Origin of the sequence: Flavihumibacter fluminis, from assembly GCF_021491375.1 — a bacterium.
GTDB lineage: Bacteria > Bacteroidota > Bacteroidia > Chitinophagales > Chitinophagaceae > Flavihumibacter > Flavihumibacter fluminis.
In genome coordinates, this window is sequence record NZ_JAKEVY010000002.1 from 646,150 (window position 1) to 667,613 (window position 21,464).

At 42.7% G+C, this 21,464-nt stretch carries 16 protein-coding genes; 12 read left to right on the forward strand and 4 right to left on the reverse strand.

Annotation, left to right across the window (positions count from 1 at the left end; all coding sequences use genetic code 11):
- Window positions 1-12: 12 nt before the first annotated feature.
- The 3 genes from L0U88_RS09080 to L0U88_RS09090 all read right to left on the reverse strand — a co-directional run bounded on the left by L0U88_RS09080 (window position 13) and on the right by L0U88_RS09090 (window position 1,826).
- A complete protein-coding gene (locus L0U88_RS09080) occupies window positions 13-483 on the reverse strand; it encodes a DUF1573 domain-containing protein (protein WP_234865729.1) in 471 nt (156 codons plus the stop codon).
- A 6-nt stretch (window positions 484-489) separates the two neighbouring features.
- A complete protein-coding gene (gene nusB, locus L0U88_RS09085; RefSeq protein WP_234865730.1) occupies window positions 490-1,413 on the reverse strand; it encodes a transcription antitermination factor NusB in 924 nt (307 codons plus the stop codon).
- 71 nt (window positions 1,414-1,484) lie between these two features.
- Window positions 1,485-1,826, reverse strand: coding sequence for a hypothetical protein (locus L0U88_RS09090; RefSeq protein ID WP_234865731.1), 342 nt, complete (start codon window positions 1,824-1,826; stop codon window positions 1,485-1,487).
- A gap of 194 nt (window positions 1,827-2,020) precedes the next feature.
- Between L0U88_RS09090 and L0U88_RS09095 the strand changes: the two genes are divergently transcribed.
- From L0U88_RS09095 to L0U88_RS09105, 3 genes are all read left to right on the forward strand, one after another.
- Window positions 2,021-2,302 (forward strand): co-chaperone GroES, encoded by a 282-nt coding sequence (locus L0U88_RS09095; RefSeq protein ID WP_234865732.1) that lies wholly within the window; start codon window positions 2,021-2,023, stop codon window positions 2,300-2,302.
- Between the two features lie 35 nt (window positions 2,303-2,337).
- Window positions 2,338-3,975 carry a chaperonin GroEL gene (gene groL / locus L0U88_RS09100; protein WP_234865733.1) on the forward strand — a complete coding sequence of 546 codons (1,638 nt, stop codon included), beginning with the start codon at window positions 2,338-2,340 and terminating at the stop codon, window positions 3,973-3,975.
- A 373-nt stretch (window positions 3,976-4,348) separates the two neighbouring features.
- Complete coding sequence (locus L0U88_RS09105; RefSeq protein WP_234865734.1) at window positions 4,349-6,502, forward strand: T9SS type A sorting domain-containing protein; 2,154 nt, start codon at window positions 4,349-4,351, stop codon at window positions 6,500-6,502.
- Between the two features lie 80 nt (window positions 6,503-6,582).
- On the opposite strand, the gene L0U88_RS09110 is transcribed toward L0U88_RS09105, so the two are convergent.
- A complete protein-coding gene (locus L0U88_RS09110; protein ID WP_234865735.1) occupies window positions 6,583-9,978 on the reverse strand; it encodes a PKD domain-containing protein in 3,396 nt (1,131 codons plus the stop codon).
- Window positions 9,979-10,431: 453 nt separating this feature from the next.
- On the opposite strand from L0U88_RS09110, the gene L0U88_RS09115 reads away from it, so the two are divergent.
- The 9 genes from L0U88_RS09115 (at window position 10,432) to L0U88_RS09155 (ending at window position 21,446) form a co-directional block, all read left to right on the forward strand.
- Window positions 10,432-11,235, forward strand: a complete 804-nt coding sequence (locus L0U88_RS09115; RefSeq protein ID WP_234865736.1) for a polysaccharide biosynthesis/export family protein — start codon at window positions 10,432-10,434, stop codon at window positions 11,233-11,235.
- 29 nt (window positions 11,236-11,264) lie between these two features.
- Window positions 11,265-13,568: a GumC family protein gene (locus L0U88_RS09120; RefSeq protein ID WP_234865737.1), complete on the forward strand. Its 2,304-nt coding sequence runs from the start codon at window positions 11,265-11,267 to the stop codon at window positions 13,566-13,568.
- Between the two features lie 120 nt (window positions 13,569-13,688).
- Window positions 13,689-15,056: a lipopolysaccharide biosynthesis protein gene (locus tag L0U88_RS09125; protein WP_234865738.1), complete on the forward strand. Its 1,368-nt coding sequence runs from the start codon at window positions 13,689-13,691 to the stop codon at window positions 15,054-15,056.
- 9 nt (window positions 15,057-15,065) lie between these two features.
- The gene (locus tag L0U88_RS09130) at window positions 15,066-16,355 is read left to right on the forward strand and encodes a glycosyltransferase family 4 protein (RefSeq protein WP_234865739.1); all 1,290 of its coding nucleotides are present in this window, start codon (window positions 15,066-15,068) and stop codon (window positions 16,353-16,355) included.
- 39 nt (window positions 16,356-16,394) lie between these two features.
- Window positions 16,395-17,600: a hypothetical protein gene (locus tag L0U88_RS09135; protein WP_234865740.1), complete on the forward strand. Its 1,206-nt coding sequence runs from the start codon at window positions 16,395-16,397 to the stop codon at window positions 17,598-17,600.
- Window positions 17,597-18,220, forward strand: a complete 624-nt coding sequence (locus L0U88_RS09140; protein ID WP_234865741.1) for an acyltransferase — start codon at window positions 17,597-17,599, stop codon at window positions 18,218-18,220. The genes L0U88_RS09135 and L0U88_RS09140 overlap by 4 nt, the downstream gene beginning before the upstream one ends.
- The gene (locus tag L0U88_RS09145) at window positions 18,210-19,403 is read left to right on the forward strand and encodes a glycosyltransferase (RefSeq protein ID WP_234865742.1); all 1,194 of its coding nucleotides are present in this window, start codon (window positions 18,210-18,212) and stop codon (window positions 19,401-19,403) included. The genes L0U88_RS09140 and L0U88_RS09145 overlap by 11 nt, the downstream gene beginning before the upstream one ends.
- Entirely contained in the window at window positions 19,396-20,586 is a 1,191-nt protein-coding gene (locus L0U88_RS09150; RefSeq protein WP_234865743.1) for a glycosyltransferase family 4 protein, read from the forward strand. The genes L0U88_RS09145 and L0U88_RS09150 overlap by 8 nt, the downstream gene beginning before the upstream one ends.
- Entirely contained in the window at window positions 20,583-21,446 is an 864-nt protein-coding gene (locus tag L0U88_RS09155) for a polysaccharide deacetylase family protein (RefSeq protein WP_234865744.1), read from the forward strand. The genes L0U88_RS09150 and L0U88_RS09155 overlap by 4 nt, the downstream gene beginning before the upstream one ends.
- Window positions 21,447-21,464: the final 18 nt, after the last annotated feature.

Genomic DNA, 21,464 nt, shown 5'->3' on the forward strand with positions numbered 1-21,464 from the left:
GTGAATTGAGAATTATTTTGTCCCGGCTGCAGGTGCTGCCGCTACTTCTACTTTAAACTGAAGGTGATGATCCATGCTGCCATTTGTATTGGCACGAACATGAATGGATTTGTTATTGGTACCTACACGTCCCTTGCTATCAAATGACCCTTTGATCACACCTTCTGCACCAGGCAGGATTGGCTCTTTGGGAGGTTCTGCAGCTGTACAACCACAGGCAGGAGATACTGAATAGATTACCAGGGGCTTGCTGCCACTGTTTTTAAAACGAAAAGCTACTTCCACCTGCTGACCTTCGGTCACTTTGCCATAATCCTTGTCCTGGTCCAGCCATTCAATGCTGGTGAACTGGGAACTATCAGGTAGATTGGTGGCTGTTGCAGGCGCGGTTACGGGTGCTTCTGTAGCGGTTGCTTCAGATGCCGGGCTGTTCTGGCAGGCCACTGCTGCCAATGCGAACATGGATAAAAAGAGAAAACGCATAGTCTGTTATTTTTTGAAGCTTACTTTATGCAATTTATTATCTCTGACCAGATCTTTATGAATATTATCGAGGATTCCATTGACAAACTGTCCGCTTTGAGGCGTACTGTATTCTTTTGCCAGGTCAATATATTCGTTAATGGTCACTTTTGGTGGGATAGTTTCAAAATAAAGTAACTCACAAACACCCATCTGCATCAGGATCATATCCAGGGTGGCAATTCTCTCGGGATCCCAGTTTTTCAGTTTGGGTTTGATCATTTCCAGGGTGATATCCCGCTTGTCAAGCACCGCATTCAGCAGGCTTTTGGCGAAATCCATTTTTTCAGCACTCACCATCAGCTGGAAATTAAAACTGCCAGGTTTGGACAGGTATTGTTGCACGAGCTGGTGAACCATCTCGCAGTCATCGTCCCAGTTATTGAAGATTTCCTCCAGGTGAGAAGTAAAGACTTCCTTGCCGATCAGCAGGTTCGTATAAATAAACTCAAGGATTGCTTTTTCCTGTTTGTATTCCCGGCTTTCAGCATTGATATATTGCTGGTATTCGGGAGTATTTACCAATTCAAGATAGATTTTACGTACCAGTTCCTTATCGAGGAAGCGCTCCACTTTATCATCTTCCAGGGCCGCTTTCAGGGAAGTGTCTTCCAGTATTTTCCAGAGTAATTGGTTGCCGGCGATCCGGGTATTTACTTCCAGGTCGGCTGCACTGGGCAAATGTTTGCTGGCGCGATTCCGGGCATCGGTTTCGGCATAACGGGCCACTTCAGTAATAAAGTGAAGGATATAGGTAAGTAACTGCCTGGTCTGATCGAATTGCTTTTGTAATAATCGAACGGGTTCACCGGGCTTAGAGGGCTGGGTAAAGGAATCCAATGCGTACAGGGTCTGCATCACTTTTACCCGAATAATTCTTCTGCTGATCATACCTCCAAGAGCTTTGTTAAGGCGGCAAATCTAGGTCATTTCAGTTCGCTTACCAAAAGGCGAACTGTCAATTAACGAGGTCTTATAGCTACAATGGAAATGATCTCCAGCCCGGTACCAGGATTGAAGGTGCTTTTTCTGCCGGTTCGGCGGTATTGAACTGAAACAGGCTGGTCGTCTATTTGAAAATTAGCTGGCAGATCGGGGGCTTCATACGCGATACCATTCTGCATTACCAGCACCCAGGCACTGGCGTCACAGGCCGGTCCGCAGGGGTAGCGCCAGGTTTGCACCAGGGCCGGATCAGCTGTCAGGACCGGTGCTTCCATTTCCGCCTTCTGACAGGATAACAGCAAAAGGCTGCTCAAAATCAGCAGGATACAGGAGGATATTACGGAACGGAGCAGTGACATAACCTGAAAAATTGGCACGGATTGCAGTGCTGTCAGTAAATTGAACGGCAAACTGTTCAAAAAATTGCGCCCCGGCTGCAAAAATGGCTTTATTTGAGCCGGTTGGGCAAGTTGGCATGTAATTCGTTCCGGATTGCTCGCCTATGGGGCGATTGCTCCAAAATCAATAACTCACTTAATAAAAACCAAGTAATATGGCTAAGAAGTTGAACATTACTCCTTTGCACGACCGGGTGGTAGTTAAACCCGCCCCTGCTGAAGAGAAGACTGCAGGCGGTATCATTATTCCTGATACGGCAAAAGAAAAGCCCCAGCGTGGCACCATCGTGGCAGCCGGTAACGGTAAAAAAGATGAGCCGATGACCGTTAAAGTGGGCGATACAGTATTGTATGGTAAATATGCCGGTACCGAATTGCAACTCGAAGGCGGCGATTTCCTGATCATGCGGGAAAGTGATATCCTGGCAATTATCTAATTCAATCAATCAACAACTTATTTAAGTCAACTACTATGGCAAAGCAAATATTCTTCGACCTCGACGCGAGAAACAAAATGAAGAAAGGGGTGGATACCCTCGCCAATGCGGTGAAAGTAACCCTGGGACCTAAAGGTCGTAACGTGGTAATCGAAAAGAAATTCGGTGCTCCTGCTGTAACCAAAGATGGTGTTACTGTAGCAAAAGAAATTGAACTGGAAGATCCCATCGAGAACATGGGTGCCCAGATGGTGAAAGAAGTTGCCAGCAAAACTGCTGATGTAGCAGGTGATGGTACCACTACTGCAACTGTACTGGCTCAGGCAATCATCACGGAAGGTCTGAAAAACGTAGCAGCAGGTGCTAATCCAATGGACCTGAAGCGCGGTATCGACAAAGCAGTTGAGAAAGTTATCGTGGCACTGAAAGAGCAGAGCCAGACTGTTGGAAATGATTCCAAGAAAATCGAAGCGGTTGCTACTATCTCTGCCAACAACGATGCTGAAATCGGTAAGCTGATTGCTGAAGCGATGGCTAAAGTTGGTAAGGATGGTGTAATCACTGTTGAAGAAGCAAAAGGTACTGACACTACTGTAGAAGTAGTAGAAGGTATGCAGTTCGATCGCGGTTATATCTCTCCTTATTTCGTTACCAACAGCGAAAAAATGGAAGCTGAACTGCAGAACCCATATATACTGATATACGACAAGAAGATCAGCGCAATGAAAGATATCCTGCACATCCTTGAGAAAGTAGCACAGGGTGGTCGTCCGCTGGTAATCATCGCGGAAGATCTGGAAGGTGAAGCACTGGCTACTCTCGTAGTAAACAAACTGCGTGGTACCCTGAAAGTGGCTGCTGTTAAAGCTCCTGGCTTCGGCGACCGTCGTAAGGAAATGCTGCAGGACATTGCGATCCTGACAAAAGGTATCGTGATCTCTGAAGAGCAGGGTTTCAAACTGGAGAATGCTGACCTCAGCTACCTGGGACAGGCTTCTTCCATCACTATCGACAAAGACAATACCGTTGTTGTAGGTGGAAAGGGTAAGAAAGAAGATATCAACGCACGTATCAACCAGATCAAGGCGCAGATTGAAACAACGACTTCTGACTACGACCGTGAGAAGTTGCAGGAGCGCCTGGCTAAGTTGAGCGGTGGTGTAGCTGTACTGAATGTAGGTGCTGCTACTGAAGTTGAAATGAAAGAGAAGAAAGACCGTGTGGATGATGCTCTTCATGCAACACGTGCAGCTGTTGAAGAAGGAATCGTTCCTGGTGGTGGTACTGCCTTCATCCGTGCGATCAGCGCGCTTGATGGATTCCGCAGCAGCAACGAAGATGAGAAACTGGGTGCACAAATTGTTCGTCGCGCGCTGGAAGCTCCGATCCGCACCATCGTTGAGAATGCCGGACTGGAAGGAAGTGTGATTGTGAACAAGATCCGCGAAGGAAAAGGTGATTTCGGATTCAATGCTCGTACAGAGAATTTCGAGAACCTGTTCAAAGCGGGTGTAATCGATCCAACTAAAGTAGGTCGTGTTGCCCTGGAGCATGCAGCATCAATTGCTGGTATGTTGCTGACCACTGAGTGTGTAATTGCAGACAAGCCTGCTAAAGAAGCAGCGCCTGCTCCGCATGGTCACGGTGGTGGCATGGGTGATATGGGATATTAATATCCACCTGGAATATAAAACTAAAAACTGCCTCCGATTGGGGGCAGTTTTTGTTTTATCAACAGGCTTGTGGAAAAGTTTTTACTCGTATAAATACGATCGTAAAATTACTAATATGATGATTTTTTATCTGTTTTTGGTGTAAATAAGTAAAGGATCACGGTAAATATTGCAGAATTCTGAAATGCCTATGTGGATTGATGTTGCATCAATTAAATGTTGAAAAATATTTTATTTCTACCATTAGAAAATCTGATAATTAGGCCTATTTTTGAGTCATCCTTATCAGAGTTAAGCCGAGTAACTCCATTATCCGTATTGAAGCGCCTTGCTCAGATGATTAGTGCCTCAACCACAAAACCTTTTACGGATAATGAAACAGACGAATCACATGATTTGGCGTATCAGTTCTGTGCTAACCTTGATCCTTACCCTTTTTGTTAGCAGTACGAAAGCGCAAGCACCTTTACCGGCAATACCCGAAGGTAGATTACTAAGTTGGCCACTTTCTGATCAATTGTATCCAAGAAATTTGAATACAAACCAAGCTAGCATTCCTGTTTCTATTAGAATGAGGGGATCCACTCAGTTTAATAGATTGCAAGTGCAATTTTTTAGAGATGCCAATAATAATACGTTCTATGATGAACCTCCAGTATCAACAACAACATTGTTGCTTTCCAATTTTCCTATTGTTAATGATTCAATAACAGTGTCTTTTCCGAGTTATACTATAAATGCAGAGCTTCGCCATTATGGGTTTATTTTAAATGGGTTAAGAATTGATAACTCAAGTCAACAATTAGCTGTTTCAACTGATATAGTTGCGGGAGATACATACATAATTCAAGGTCAATCAAATTCTTATGCTGAAAGGAGAGCGGATGGAGATGCACAAAATGAACCCAATAGTAGGTTTATTAAATCTTATGGAAGTTCCCATCCTAATGGTGTGAGCGCATATTCTCGTACTTGGGGTAAGGGAAATGGCAATGTTAATAATGCAACTAATTATAACGTTGGAATGTGGGGAATGAGGCTAGCGACACAAATAGCAACCTTGGAGCAAATTCCTGTCGCTATTTTTTGTGGTGGTTTTGGAGATAAGATATCAATTTTCGAATCAAATTCTAATGCTTATATCTCTACTGATAATGAAAATAATTATAGAAGATTAAGAAGAAGATTATTTGATGCTGGAGTACAAAATAATGTAAGAGGAATCTTTTGGTGGCAGGGTGAATCGGATGGAATAATTGAAACAAATAAAACATCGAGAACAGACTATATAAATTCATTCAATGCAATAAAAACTGCATGGTTAAATGATTACCCTACAGTCGAGAAAATTTTTATTGTCCAGATTAAGTTAGGTTGTTACGGTGGATCAACACCTCCAATATCAAGTGCACTCGAGATAATGCAAGCTCAATTGGATTTGGCAAAATCTGATAATAACATAGAAATTTTTTCTACCCAAAATCTCGAACATATTTTGGAAACAGGCACAGGAATACCTCCTGGGGGGTGGTACTGTCATTATGGTTATAATAATGGATACCTTACTGCTGGTAATCTTTTTCTACCTACTGTGAGACAGGAATTATATGGACTGGCATACCAAAATAATACTCGAAGCGGGTATCCAGTTGCAGCAGATGTTACAAGTATAGGGTTTCCTGCAACTCAAATTACAGTTGAACTTAATAACCCTGAAGATACGTATCAAATAATACCACTAACAGGGAATAATATTGCTGAATATTTTAGAGTTGAAGGAGGGGGAGGTGGTTATGTAGTAAATAATGTATCCATAAATGGGAAAAATATAATCATAAATTTTTCGAATCCAGGAAATAATATACCAACCTCAGTTTCTTATTTTGGTAGACAACAATTTGGAGCCCCGACAATAGAAAACTCCGGAGGACACGCAATTGTTGCCTTCACTCAACCAATAGTTGGAGGTTCTCTTCCCATTGATCCACTTTTACTTACTGTATCCCGTACCGGAGGCGCACACCAACTTCGCTGGAAGGCAGAGTCCAATGAGCGGTTTGATCAGTTCGTTGTGGAAAGAGGAGAGACCAGGAATTCGTTCAAGACAATCTATGAAGTATATGGGACCGGTCAATCAGGAACCATTCAATATGATTTTACCGATAACAAACCGAATGCTACAGTAAGTCATTACCGGATTCGCGCGATTCAGCAGGATGGAAGAGAATTGTTCAGCCAGGTGGTTACAGTAAACAATCGCCTCAACAGTGTAAAAGAGTTCAGGGTGTATCCGAACCCGGTTGCTGGTTCTGCTAATGCAACCATCAATATGAATGAAGCAGCATTGGCAACTATTAACCTGCACGACGCATCAGGACGGCTCCTGTCTTCCCGTAAACTGCAATTGCAGAAAGGAAATAACCAGTTCTCGTTGGGAGAATTGCTGGATTATAATCCGGGCACCTATATCGTTCGGGTTGTGACTGCAACTGAAACACAGCAGATCCGCGTGGTGAAAGCAAAATAAAAAAGGGTTAGTTCGTACATAAACAAAAGAGGCTGTCGCAGTAATTGCAACAGCCTCTTTTTATTTGCCAGTACGTCTTCTTATTGTTTCTGGAATTTCCGCGTTTCCGGAGCCATTCCATCGAATTGTACCCGAATTACATAAGTGCCTGCCGGGAAGTTCGAGATATTGTAGGTCTTGTTGAAATGGGTTCCCTGTTTGTTGATTTCATCGCGCTGTACCAATACACCACTGATGCTGTAGAATTGTACGGTACCTCTACCGGATGAATTATCATCAAGGCGCAGGTGCAACACTCCATTGCTTGCAACCGGGTTCGGATACAATTTCATGGAAAGGGTTTCTTTTCCTGAATTGCCACGAACGATTACATTCACTTCTTTTCTAACAGTAATATTTCCATTGTCACGAATCAGGATTTCGAAGGTGTAGATGCCTGATACCAGTCCGCTTAAACTGAGAACGGAAGTATTCTGGTTGCGCATTGCGGCATTACTCGGGCCATTTACCAGTTTCCACTGGAAGATGCGAATTTGGCCATCCGGATCATAAGATTCACTGGCATTGAGGGTAGCAGTATCTGCGGGCAGCACTACTTCCACACTATCACTGGTAACAATAACCGGGGCTCTGTTAGGAAGCACGCGCACGGATACAGTGGTAGTGCCCTTCAGTCCGGCATTGTCAGTAACTTCCAACTGGAACTGGTAGGTGCCAGCTACGAGGTTGCCAACAACTGTTTTGCTTCCGGTAGGAGTGAGGATGGAGGCAGTTGCGGGACCGCTTTGCTGCGACCAGCGATAGGCGCGAATGCTGCCATCCGAATCAGTTGATCCAGATCCATCCAGTTCAATGCGGTTGGTTGGCAATGAAATGGTTTTATTGGCTGCTTTTGCTACAGGTGCAACTGGTGGAGGTAATACTTCCAGCGTCATGGTGCTGGTAGCTTTCATACCATCGTTATCGGTAACTTCCAACTGGAAGCTGTAGGTACCGGTAGCCAGGTTACTAACTGTGGTATTGGCAGATCTGGTAGAACTGAAAGTGGCTGTGTTAGGACCATTCATTTGTCTCCAGCTATAAGTTACAATTGTCCCATCCGGATCATAGGAAGAAGAACCATCCAGGGAAGTTGATTTTGTATTAACTGTTTTCTTGCCGCCGGCATTGGAAACAGGAGCTCTTTTCACTGCTGCTACAGGTGCAGGGTTAACTGTTACGGTAACATCATCTGCATCACGCGCACCATCATTATCGGTAACGGTTAAACGAAATACATAGGAGCCTTCAACCAGATTGGAAACACCTGTGCTGGTTGCTGTTGCAGTTGCAATGGTAGCTGTGTTCGGACCACTCACCTGGCTCCACCGGTAAGTAGTAATGGTACCATCTGTATCTGTACCTGAGCCAGAAAGCGTTGTTGAATTGGTGGGGAGTGTGATAGAGCGATTGCTTCCTGCATTGGCAGTTGGAGCTGCATTAGGAACCGGGGCAGGATTCACCACAACCGTTGTTTCATCAGAATCTGTTGCACCGTCATTATCTGTTACAGTTAACCGGAACACATAAGTACCAGCAACTAAAGAAGAAACAGTAGTACTTGCAGCGGTAACCGGGTTGATCAATGCTGTGCTTGGTCCACTTACCTGTGTCCAGCGATAAGATGCAATTGTTCCATCATTATCAGTACCTGAACCAGCGAGTGTAGTATTATTTGTTGGAAGAGTTATGGTGCGGTTGCTGCCTGCATTAGCCACTGGTGCTTCATTGGCAGGAGCAGCAGTGTTCACGGTAACGGTCATTTCATCTGTTCCGGTAGCTCCATCATTATCGGTGGCAGTCAGTCGAAACGTATAGACACCTGCTACGAGTCCGGATACCGATGTGCTTGCATTACCGGCATTGGCGATGGTGGCAGTTGATGGACCATTCACCTGTCTCCAGTTATAGGATGCGATGGTGCCATCTGTATCAGTTGCGGTACCAGAGAGGTTGGCGCTGGAGGTTGGAAGTGTAATAGTAACATTTCTTCCTGCGCTAACAGTAGGCGCCTGATTGGGAGCCGGATTTACGGTAACATTCATATCATCTGAATGTGTAGCGCCATCATTATCGGTTACGGTTAGCCGAAAAGTATAGGTACCCTGGATTAATCCGGAAACAGATGTACCTGCTGTTGTGGCACCTACAATATTTGCAGTATTCGGACCGTTTATTTGTCGCCACCGAAAACCCGTGACCGTTCCATCCGAATCTGTACCTGAACCCGAAAGGGTAGTGGAACTGGTGGGTAAGGTAATATTTCTGTTAGAACCTGCATTTGCAACCGGAGCTACATTATCAACCGGAGCTGGATTTACGGTAACTGAAACAGTTGCCGCAGCGGTTCCACCTGCATTATCAGTAACAGTAAGGCGAAAACTATATGTGCCCTGCACCAAATTAGAAAAAGTAGCAGTGGCAGTTGTTCCATTGGTAATGGTAGCAGTATTGGGGCCGGAAACTTGTGACCAGCGAAAGGAGCTGATACTTCCGTCAGCATCTGCAGCAGTTCCGGTAATAGTAATAGAGTTGGTAGGTAAAGTTATGGTTCGATTGGTTCCTAAATTTACAGTTGGTAATTGATTTGCGGGAGGGGGAGCAGTAGTGCCATCCAGGAGGAAGTCTTCCAGTTTGGCGTTTTGATTGCCAAAACGAACTTCATCCATATACATTTCAACGTAGTTTACATTTGGAACAGGATTGTGGTTATTTCCAAACGCCCATTTGTAGAGTCCCATTTGCATATAAGGTTCTTTACTGTGGCGGCCATCATCCTTCCAGTTGGGACCAATGTATTCTGCTACCAGTTTTCCATTTTTGTAAAGACGTACAAATCCGGAAGAAGAAGAAGTGAAGTCGCGGTTCATTACCCAATCTTCCCACTGGTCTTTCACAACCGGACCAACATCTGTTTTAGTAATAGTGGCCGCACCGGAAGAGGAAAGTTTGGTAATGATAAAAATGTAACGACCATTTTCCATACCCAAATAAGTTGGTGTTGGCCAATCGTCTTCAACCGGTTTGGTATTGAAAAGGATGGAAGTGATTGTGTTGTAGTCATTATTGCTGGCGGGGATCAAGGTAGATGCTGCCATCCAGCGAAGGCCCAGCGGTTGACGATAATAAGCAGTCTGATCTCCAACGGTACCAAGTGGTGACCCGGCTGGAAGGAAGTTCCAAGCCAGTTCGGCTTTCATATACTGCCAACCGTCGTTGGTTGAATTACTTAAAGTGTGTTTGTAACTGTAGCTGCCTTTGCGAGCGTAGGCTGTAGATCTTGCGATAGTACTATTAGTGGAGCTTCCCTGTCTGCTCGTCCAGCCCGCGGAAACATTTCCATTTGTTCCCACCATAACTGGTTTATTCGAAGCTTCACAATCATCGTAAAAGATGATGCCTGTCTGTGCTTTGGACGCGATGCTGAAAAATAGCATACACGCGAACGCACACGTTTTCACTACATGAGTGCGGGTACTGGATTTCATGATATTGGATTTTGAGAACTGAAAATTAAGTTACCAAAATCTGTGCCAAGAATGTGTGGTAAAAAAAATTCACAGTTGCAACGATAAAACGGAGAACAGTTTCCTCAAATTGTTCGAAATAATGTGAAACAGCTGCAATTTTTTACTACAGGATACGTTAATGGTAAACCCTTATTAGATTTGAAAACTACCAAACAACTGATTATCAGCTTGTTATTTTGATCCAGTGCCACCCTATGCAAGAACTGAATTTGGTCATTGGTAAAACCTGCTAAACATTTGCAAAAAGTCAGGTGAAGTATTACTTTTACGCATCTTAAACAAGCGTAAAAATTCGTAGTAAATACTTCAGGCTTTTACGGGTGTGAAAGCTGTAGTTTACCATTAAACCCCTGTTACCTCATGAATCGTTTCTTGTTACCCATCTGCACTAAATTTAGTTGGATGTTCCTGGTAGTGGTTACCCTTTTTCTTGGCTCCTGTGCCAGTGTAGAAAAAGCAAGGTATTTCAATGAGTCAGTGCCATCACAGTATCCCCTGGTGGATGCCAACCTTGATCCCATCATTCAGAAAGCGGATATCCTTGGTATTACGATCAGTTCACTGAACCCGGATGCCAATCTCCCGTTCAATTCTCTAAATACCACTCCGGCTGGTTATTTCAGTAATACCAACAATTCAATGGCTCCTGTAGGCTACCTGGTAGATCCTGAAGGAGTTATTACCTTTCCGATGCTGGGAAGATTACAGGCGGCTGGCTTAACCAAGGCACAGTTTACGGACTCTCTTGCAATAGCATTGAAGAGCCGGAAATTACTGGTGGATCCAATTGTGAATGTGCGGATACTTAATTTTAAAGTTACTGTTTTAGGGGAGGTTGGAAAACCAACCGTGGTTTCTGTTGCCAATGAACGCATCAGTTTACTGGAGGCAATAGGTATGGCAGGTGATCTTACATTAACTGCAAAAAGAGATAATGTATTATTGATCAGAGAAGAGGGAAATAAAAAAATTACGCGAAGGATTAATCTGAATGATGAATCCCTGTTCCGGTCTCCCTATTATTTTCTGAAGAACAATGATATCATCTATGTAGAGGCGAATAAAGCCAGGGTGCAGAGTACCAGCCGGTTTACCACCCTGCTACCTGCTTTGCTTAGCGGTTTTGCATTACTTGCCATCATCATTGACCGTGTGGCCAGATAGTTCCATTCCTAACTCTGAAACAGTTTCCCATGCCTCCAACACAGTACAAAACTTTCAAAGCGAAAGAGGACGATCTTTTTAAGCAATTGCTCCAGAAGTATTTACCCTTCTGGCCTTTGTACCTATTATTAGTTATTCTGTTCCTTGCAGCTGCTTATATCTACGGAAAAATAACCATTCCGGTTTATGAAGCGTATTCATCAGTAGTTATCAAGGATGAATCAAAAGGTTTAAATGAATCCGAAATGTTGCAGGACCTCAACCTTTTCCGTGGTAAAAAGCTGGTTGAAAATGAAATTGAGATACTGCGTTCTCATTCCTTTATTTCGGATGTGGTAAACAACCTCGGTTTATACGCAGATGTTATGGAAGAGAAGAAAGTGCAGAAGGCGCCGGCTTACCTGACTTCTCCCATAAAGTTGCGATTCAAGGATCCGACAAGAATCAAAAAGGTAGAAAAGATTCCTTTTACGTTTAACCGCGATGCCAGATCTGTAACAATTGGCAAGGATAATTTCCCGATTAACCAATGGGTTACTACCAAGTGGGGAGAGATCAGTTTTATTCCGAATTATAAATACAACGGAGATACGGTAACACGCAATCTCTATTTTCTATTATATCCTAGCCAGGCAGTACAGGCATCGCTGATGAACCGGATCAAAGTAGTACCTGCCAGTAAACTGGCTACGGTTATCAATATTTCGATTAAGGACCAGGTTCCTGATCGGGCAGAAGACATTTTAAATGAACTGGTAAAAGTTTATACAGAAGCAGAGATTGAAGATAAAAACCAGCGTGCGGCCAGTACGGTTGCCATGGTGGAGAATCGCATTCGTTCAGTAGCAGGCCAGCTGGATTCGGTTGAAAATGAAATTCAGCGTTACCGTACCAATACCGGTGTTATTGATATCAGTACACAAGGAAGACAGTACCTCGAAAATGTGGGCCAGTATGATCAGCAATTGGAACAAATCAAAAACCAGATAGCTGTTTTGAATGAAGTGGAGAAATTCATTGTGCAGAAAGAGTCAACAAGCTCAGGTATTATACCCTCTGCAGTAGGTGTGAATGACCCTGCATTGAACCAGATGCTGGATAAACTGAATAACACCCAGTTACAGTTTGAAAAACTAAAGCGCACAACAGGCGAGAATAGTCCCATCCTGGTGAATCTGAAAGAGGAAATCGAAACACTGAAGCCGGGTATTCTTGAAAATATCCGCAACCAGAAGATCAACCTGAATATTACGCGGAACAGTATTGCGAGTACTGGTAACCGTTACTCTGCCATGCTGAGTACGATTCCGCAAAAGGAAAAGCAACTGATTGAGATCAGTCGCCAGCAGGCCATTAAAAACCAGCTCTATGCTTTTCTTTTGGAGAAAAGAGAAGAAGCGGCCTTATCCTTCACGTCAACAAACAAAGGCGATACCCGCATTATTGATAAAGCGTATTCATCTGTTCAGCCGGTTAGTCCGAATAAGTTCCTGCTTTACCTGGCTGCACTGGTAGTTGCATTAGGAGCGGGTATAGTATGGGTAAGTCTGAAAGAGGGACTGAATAAAAAGATCCTGTTCCGTTCTGAATTGGAAAAGCTTTCTCCCATTCCGGTGGAAGGGGAAATCCTGTATGATAGTTCCAAAGATCCCTTTATTGTAAGAAATGAAGTTGGGTCAAGGGTCAGCGGACAATTGAAAAGCCTTCGTAATAAATTGTTTTTTGGCGCCAATAACAAACAGGTTAAAAAAGTAATAATTACATCTGCTTCCAGGGGAGAGGGAAAAGCCTACATAGGTTCTAACCTGGCAATCAGTCTGGCAATGACAAATGCCCGGGTTGTATTGGTTGATCTTGATTTTTATTCTCACGAAATCAGTTCCCTGTATGAGTTGGATAGCGCAAAAGGTATGGTTGAATACCTGCGCGGAGGCGCCTCTTTGGGTGCATTGCTTCATACAGATAAAACTACATCCGGACTCAGCATATTACCAGTTGGAGCAACCAATGATGGTACTGCTGAATGGCTCATGAGTGGCAAATTGGAAGGGCTCATCAAGGAATTGGATGCCAGTTTTGATTATATCGTAATTGTTGGTCCGGCTTTTAGTGATGATGTAAATATTCAGGCACTTTCACATATTGCTGACGCCAGTTTATTCGTTATCAGACAAGGAGTTACATCCAAAGCAGACCTTACCATGCTCTTGTATAACGGGCATATGGAGGCACTTAAAAACCCTGGTTATGTATTTAACGCTGTTAAAGGTCGTGGCTGGGGTATTAGAATGTTTGGGAACGGATATGGGTATGGCAACAATCCGGGTAAATAGTCCGGCGCAGTATTCTTCCGCATTTCCAGACAGATAAAAAATTTAACGGATCGATCGTACCCGGTCTCAACCGCATGGATGGGACTGAGGAGGCGAAGCTTTGGCCGGAACCCAAGAAATATGAGAGCGAGAAACTTAAGCAGTAAATTCCTTCCTGCCTTTTTAAAGTCGGATAATGCCCGGACCAGCCTTGCAATCAAAAATATTGTAGGGTCGCTCTTCGTGAAAGGAGGAAGTGTACTGATCAGCCTGGTGATCGTTCCATTGACCATTAGTTATGTGAACGCCACCCAGTATGGAATCTGGCTCGCATTAAGTTCCATCATTGCCTGGTTCAGTTTTTTTGATGTTGGTTTAGGTAATGGCCTGAAAAATAAACTGGCAGAAGCCCTTGCTAAAGAGGACCGTGTTCTTGCCAGGACACTGATCAGCACCACCTACGCATTGTTGGTTTTGCTGGTTCTGGCATTTGTGCTGATATTCCTGGTGGTTCACCATTTTGTTAGCTGGAGTGCTATACTCAGTTTGCCCACCTCCATGGAAGCTGAATTACGAAGCCTGATATCACTGGTATTCATCCTTTTTTGTCTGCAGTTTATTCTTCAAACCATTGTTGTTATACTCACTGCGCACCAGCAGGTTTCTACTGCATCATTCCTAAGTTTTCTCGGCAACCTGCTTTCGCTGGTCTTTATTTTTATTTTGACCAAAACAACCGAAGGTAATTTACTCTACCTGGGATTGGCATTTAGCGCTACCCCTCTGGTTGTTTATTTTTTCTCCAGCCTGTTTTATTTCAAAACCAAATACCAGTTGATCGCTCCGTCTTTTGGAAGTATAAACTTTTCCTATTCCAGAATTCTGATGGGATTGGGAGTGAAATTTTTTATAATCCAGATTGCTGCCATCATTCTGTATCAGACTACAAACATTTTGCTGCTCAAGTTATATGATGCAGATGAAGTGACTTCCTACAATATCAACTACAAATATTTTGGTGTTATTACCATGGTATTCTCCATTGTGATGTCGCCTTTCTGGGTCGCTTTTTCAGATGCTTATCATAAAAATGATAAGATGTGGATCAAACAAACAGTCAATAAGCTGCTCAAGATCTGGGCGCTGATTGCTGCAGGCGGATTGGTAATGCTCCTGGTGAGTGTACCCCTCATTAAACTATGGGTGGGGGATACGGTTCGTTATTCCCTGCACGCAGGATTTGCCATGTGGTTATATTTTGTAACCAGTTCCTTTGGGTCAATTTTTGTGTTTTTTATCAATGGAACAGGGAAAGTATTTCTTCAATTCCTGACCAGTATAATTGCCCCGATCCTGTTTATACCGCTGGCAATTTTGCTGGGGCGTTACCTGGGACAGGCTGGCTTGATCTATTCCTCCATTATATGCAATGTATATGGGATTTTTATTGCGCCGCTCCAATACAGAAAAATTATTCAGCAAACAGCAACCGGAATCTGGAATAAATAAATCAACACTATGAAAGTTCTCTGGTTCTGTAATACTCCTTCAAATGCTGCTGCTGAACTTGGTTCAACCAGTAAGGGAGGTGGCTGGATTTCATCTTTGGAAACACTGGTAACTGATCAAACCGATATAGACCTGGGGGTTGCATTTTTTTATCCATTGGAGCAAGACCGAACCATAGTAAAAGGGCGTACTACCTATTTTGCAGTTGCCCTTGAAGAAAAGGGACCAATTGGGAGGATCAAAGACAGGTTTTTATTGAATCTTCCATCAGATACCAAGTTGTACCGATTAATTCAGATTATTGATAAGTTCAAACCGGATCTTATACATGTATTTGGTTCAGAAGAAGTATTCGGGATGGTAGCCAAATATGTGACAACACCGGTGGTATTGCATATTCAGGGAATACTGACGCCTTATCTTGATCAATGGTTCCCTAAAGGTGTTTCTAACCTGGCTATATTGAAGAAGAGTCCGATTAAGGATAGTTTAAGAGCAACCGGATTGTATTTTGATTATCGGACTATTTCCAAAATGGCAAAAAGGGAACGCCAGATATTCAAGTATTGTAAAAACTATATGGGAAGAACCTACTGGGATGAATCCGTTAGTCAATTATTATCTCCTGGTTCAACCTACTATAAATGTGAGGAAGTTATAAGACCCTTTTTTTTCTCCGTGCAATGGGAGCAACCAGCCAAAGAGGTACCATTTACTATTAGCACTACTATTAATCCCAACATTTATAAAGGACTTGATATAATACTGAAAACTGCAAAGTTATTGAAACAGCAAGCCGGGTTGGAGTTTCAGTGGAATATATATGGAATTAATGAAACACATCTGCTTGTGAGGCTTTTCGAAGGACTTTTGAAAGATACATTTAAAACGAATGGTGTTGTGTTTAAAGGTCCTGTCGACGCTGCTCAATTAGTTTCTGAATTACGCAAAAGCCATTTGTTTGTTCACCCCAGTCATATTGACAATAGCCCGAATTCTGTATGTGAAGCCATGTTAATGGGAATGCCGGTAATAGCCGCAAATACTGGAGGTGTTGGATCTTTATTGGAACATCAAAAGGAAGGGATCCTTTATCCGGATAACGATCAGTACTTACTGGCCCGGCATATATTGGATTTGGCAAAACAACCTGAGCAAGCAAAACAGTTTGGAGAGCAGGCAAGAATAAGGGCTACCATCCGGCATAATCCAACCACTATTATTAAACGGCTGGAGGAGATATATACATCAATAGTACAGAACAGCAAATCGTCAACTGCCAATTTTCAAATGCAATAAGTGAAAAGAATCCTTGAAATAATATTATTACTTGGTTTGATGGCAACATCAGGAATGCCATTGTTTATTGATAATGTGCCAGTCTTCCTGGTTTATTTCGGATATGCAGCATTCTGTTTTCTGTATTTCAAAGTGAATTTGAGGTATTTTTTGCCATTCCTGCTTTTTTTTGCATTAATACTGTTCGTTCAATTGCTCAATACAGGTCAGCATTATTTACTTACTGCAGTTGCTCAGATAATGATCATGCTAACCGGAGTAATTACAGTTGATGTACTTAAAGAACGTTTTGTCAGCAGCTTTCTACAAATCATGACTTATATAGCAGTTATAAGTCTGATCTTCTTTATACCAATTTATTTGCAGCCATCACTCACTGATTTTCTGATTGCTAATTTTCCCATACATGTTCCGATTGAAAAAGAATCCTATGGTATAAGACAAATCATCCATAGCTTTTTGTTTTTCAATTTTTCTCCTGATTTCAATTTTCGAATTCGTAATGTGGGCCCCTTTTGGGAAGCAGGTGTTTATGGGGGGTACCTGGTAGTTACGCTGATTCTGAATTCTATACGAGAGAAATCGGTATTTAATCGGCGCGGTATTTTATTTATTATTTGCATTCTAACCACCTTCTCAACTACAGCGTACCTTGCCTTATTTCTTTTTATTGGTGTGTATTATGCAGTAAAAATAGGCAGTCCGATTCTGAGGGCTATAAGTATTCTTGTATTTGCAGTTGGTTTTGGTTATGCTTACTCCGAATTGGAGTTTCTTGGGTCAAAAATCGATGACGAATTAAAGTTGGTAGCTTATGATGCCCAGGTGCAGGGAGGGAATTCAAGGATGGCCAGCGCTTATCTTGATATTGTTGAATTGAACGAGAATAAATTATATATATTTTTTGGTAGAGGTAACCACCCTGAACACAGGGTAGCAACTCGAGATAAGGCTGTACAAAGAAATAATGGCACAACGGATGTAATTGCAGTGTGGGGCATTCCTTTTTTTATTTGTTATGTTTTACTAATGGGAAGATCGATTCGTTCTTTCTGTTTGTATTATAAAGAGAAAACATATTTGGCTGTCCTGTTTGTGATTATAATGCTAACGCTTGGAGTGAGTGAGCCCTATTTCCGATTCGGGTTCTTTTATGCGTTAATTCTATTGTACATACCCTATGAGCGGGCTTTGGAGGCAGAGGACGCTGATCAGGACCTAATACTTCAACCTAATCTTGCATGAGCCGCTTCACGTCCATCATAAATAAATTACGTATTAAAAAGCAGGACTATTCGGTTCGCTATTATTCTGCGTTAACCTATCTCTTTGCACGTATTTATGGAATCAAGCTGGGAAAAAATGTAATGTTTTTCAAGTTTACCACTTTTTTTATGCAGGAGGGATCCCGGATAGAAATTGGAGATAATGTTCAATTCAGATCGGGAGTAGTAACTAATTTGTTTGGCTTGAATCACCGCTGTGTAATTTCAACCCACCGGCCTGGAGCAAGCATTAAAATAGGAAAGGGAAGTGGAATGAGTGGAAGTACTATTGGGTGCGCTACTTCTATTGAACTGGGAGAAGATGTTATGGTAGGTGCGAATACAGTGATCACAGATTTTGACTGGCATAGTATGAATCCGTACGACCGGAATGGAGGTGAGATTTTATCCAGGCCGGTAAAAATCGAAGACAGGGTTTGGATTGGTGCCAATTGCCTGGTGTTGAAGGGAGTAACGATTGGAGAAAACACGGTGGTGGGTGCAGGTAGTGTGGTAAGTTCCAGTCTTCCTGCCAATATGATTTGTGCGGGCAATCCCTGTAAGCCGATTAAACCTTTGAAAACGACAAATGGGGGCTGAATTTAAAAACGATAAACTGAATGTCTGCTTTGTAGGAACAAGCGGTTTCCCTTTCGGCCTGGCACAGGTTGAAAGGCAAAAGCTTATTTCCAAAGGATTACTTCAAGCTGGCGCATCTGTCCTTATTATAAACAGGTATGGACAACAGCCGGAAGGCATAAGAATTGATCTATTACATGAGCCTTCTTTTGAGGGAATTCCATTTGTATATGCATCCGGTAATCCTTACCGACCCGCTTCTTTCTGGCGTAGGAATTGGGGGAAACTAAAAGGTATGTTCAACGAGTTTTTCCTGGTGCGAAAGGAGAAAAGAAAAGAGGGAAAAACAGTTCTGCTGGTTTCAACACTTGAGTTTTATAATATCGTATTTTATAAAATGGTATCTGTCTTATTGCGGGTACCTATGGTAATTGACAATGTGGAGTTTTTCTCCGCCATGAATATTCCCAAATCAAAATTCGTGAAATGGGATAATCATTGGTACGACCACCTCGCCAGCAAGCTGGCCGATAAAGTAGTTGTGATCAGTCATTTTCTAAAGGACATGGCTGCCAGGCAGAAAAAAGCTGAAGCTATTATTCAAATTCCTTCAATTGTAGAGTTTGAAAAATTCCAAACAAAAGAAGTAGCAAAAGAACCTTTTTTCCTGTATTGCGGGCATGCTGGATATTTTGAAGTGATAGCTTTTATTCTGAATGCTTATGAGCGGTTACCCGGTTATCCATATGCGTTATATCTTGTTTCAAATGGCGCAGCATGGGAGATGGACCGGCTTAAAAAACGCATTAGTGAAAGTCCGCGTGCGGATAGCATTAAATTGTTTTCCAGGTTACCCATGCAGGAGTTGATTGATCTGTATATGACGAGTAAAGCCCTGCTGATTCCCTTGCGGCCTACCCCCCAGGACCAGGCCCGCTTTCCTCATAAAATCGGCGAGTATACTGCTGCCAGGAAACCTATTCTTTCCACCAAAATCGGCGAAGTTGATAAGTTTTTTAAGGATGGTGATACTGCCCTCCTGGCTGATCTGTACGATGAAACAGCGTTTGCTGAAAAAATGAAACTGGTCATGGAGCAGCCTGAATTGGCAGAACAGATTGGCCTAAACGGATATAATCTTGGATTGCAGCATTTCGATCATAAAGCGTTAGGGAGAAAATTAAAAACATTTTTGAGTGAATAAGCCGTTGGAGCATAGTTTGAAAGTAATGATTGTGGTGCCCAATATGTCCACCCAATTGGAAACCATTACGGGTGGGGTTCATTCCGCGGTTATGAATCTGCTTCGTGGATTTGCTGCATTGGGAAACCCTGAAGTGATGCTGGTATCTATCAATGAATCACTAAAAGAACCAGTTGAAATTCAGTTCGCAAGCAACGTGCGTATTTACTATTTGCCGGAAGGGCCTTTCCCATCTTCCAGCCTCAATTATTTTTTTGTAAGCACCGGAAGATTAAGAAAGTTGATAAAGTCCTTTCAACCCGACCTGGTGCACTACCAGATAGGAGGCACGCTTTTATTCACCCGCTGGGCCAGTATGTTTTCCTTACCTCATCTGATTACCATTCATGGTATCCCCTGGGCAGAATTAAAAATTGCCAAACACTGGAAACAAAAACTCACCATTTGGTTAAATGCAATAATCGGTGACTGGTTGTATCCTGATACTATTATCCAGATTTCTGCCTACTCCAGGGAGCAGTTCCGGAATCGGAAAATCAATCGTTTTTGTATCATCCCCAATGCCATCCCTTCCCGGTATGCAGATATAGATCTTAAGGAGAAAATGACCAATCACCTGGTATTTGTTGGCATTATCAATGACTTAAAAAATCAATTATTCATATTACAGGTGCTGAAGGAGTTGAGAGATTCCGGCTATTTATTTACCATTGAATTTTGTGGTGGCTTTGGAAATGCGGAATACCAGCAAAAGATAGAGTCCTATATTAAGGACCATCACCTGAATGATCATGTTCGGTTTAATGGTTGGGTAGCCTATTCTGATCTCCCCAAAATATTGGAACGATCTGATATGCTGGTGCTGACCTCCCGACAGGAAGCATTGCCCATGAGTATTGCGGAAGCTATGGCTGCCGGAAGACCGGTACTGGCTACCAGGGTAGGAGGTATCCCGGAAATGATCAATGATGAAGTAAATGGATTCCTGGTAACCATTGATTCTACGAGGTTGGCTGTGGAAGCTCTTAAGAAAGTTTATAATAACGATAGCCTTATGCTAAGGTTGGGTAAGGCTGCCAAAGAAAAGGCGCTTTCCAATTATCTGGCTGAATCCGTGGCAGAACGAACCATAGAGTTTTATCAACAAATACTGATTTCTAAAGCAACCGTACCTGCCGTATGAGTCTGATAAAAGAAATAATTGGAGCCACACTGATGGGATTGCGACTGGTAAGTCGACCGGATGATAATAAAATTCTTTCGGTGTACTTCCATAATCCCTCTGTTAACCTCTTTCATCAGATGATTAGCTGGCTTCATAAAAAAGGCTACCGGTTTATTTCTATCCGGGAGTTGGATGAACTCATAGTACAAAAGCAGGCGCCTTCAAAGCGGCTTGCTTTTATCAGTTTTGATGATGGAAACAAAGAGTACCCGGACCTGCTTCCAACGATTGAAAAATTTAAAGTACCGGTTACGGTTTTTGTACCAACCAATCCGGTAGTAGAAGGCAATTATTGGTGGGATTATGCAGGCAAAAAGGAGCAGTCAAATTTTACTGGATTGCCTACAGTTGAGTCATTTAAGGTGCTTCCTGTGCAGGAATTTGATCTCAAGCTCGATGTACTTAAACAACACCTGAAACTTGAACGTAGTTGTATGACCTTGTCTGAGTTGAAAGTACTGGCAAAAAATCCCTATATAACCATCGGAGCACATACAGTAAGCCATCCCATTCTTAAGAATTGTGATGCGGCCCGCCAGTCTAAAGAACTGGAAGAAGGACAATCGCTATTGAATGAATGGCTTCAGCAAAACACTGTATACCTGGCTTATCCGAATGGTGATTATAATGACACGACATTAGAACTGGCTGATAAATACGGATACCGGTTAGGGTTTACAACCAAACCCGGACAAATCAATACAGCTACTGTATCCCGATTGGAGATACCCCGATATTCCGTGAATGATGAAGGTGGTTATTATGAAAACCTGGCCAAAATAAATGGCTACTGGCAACGATTGTTTCCACCTAATTAAACCTGTTTCCGAACCGTA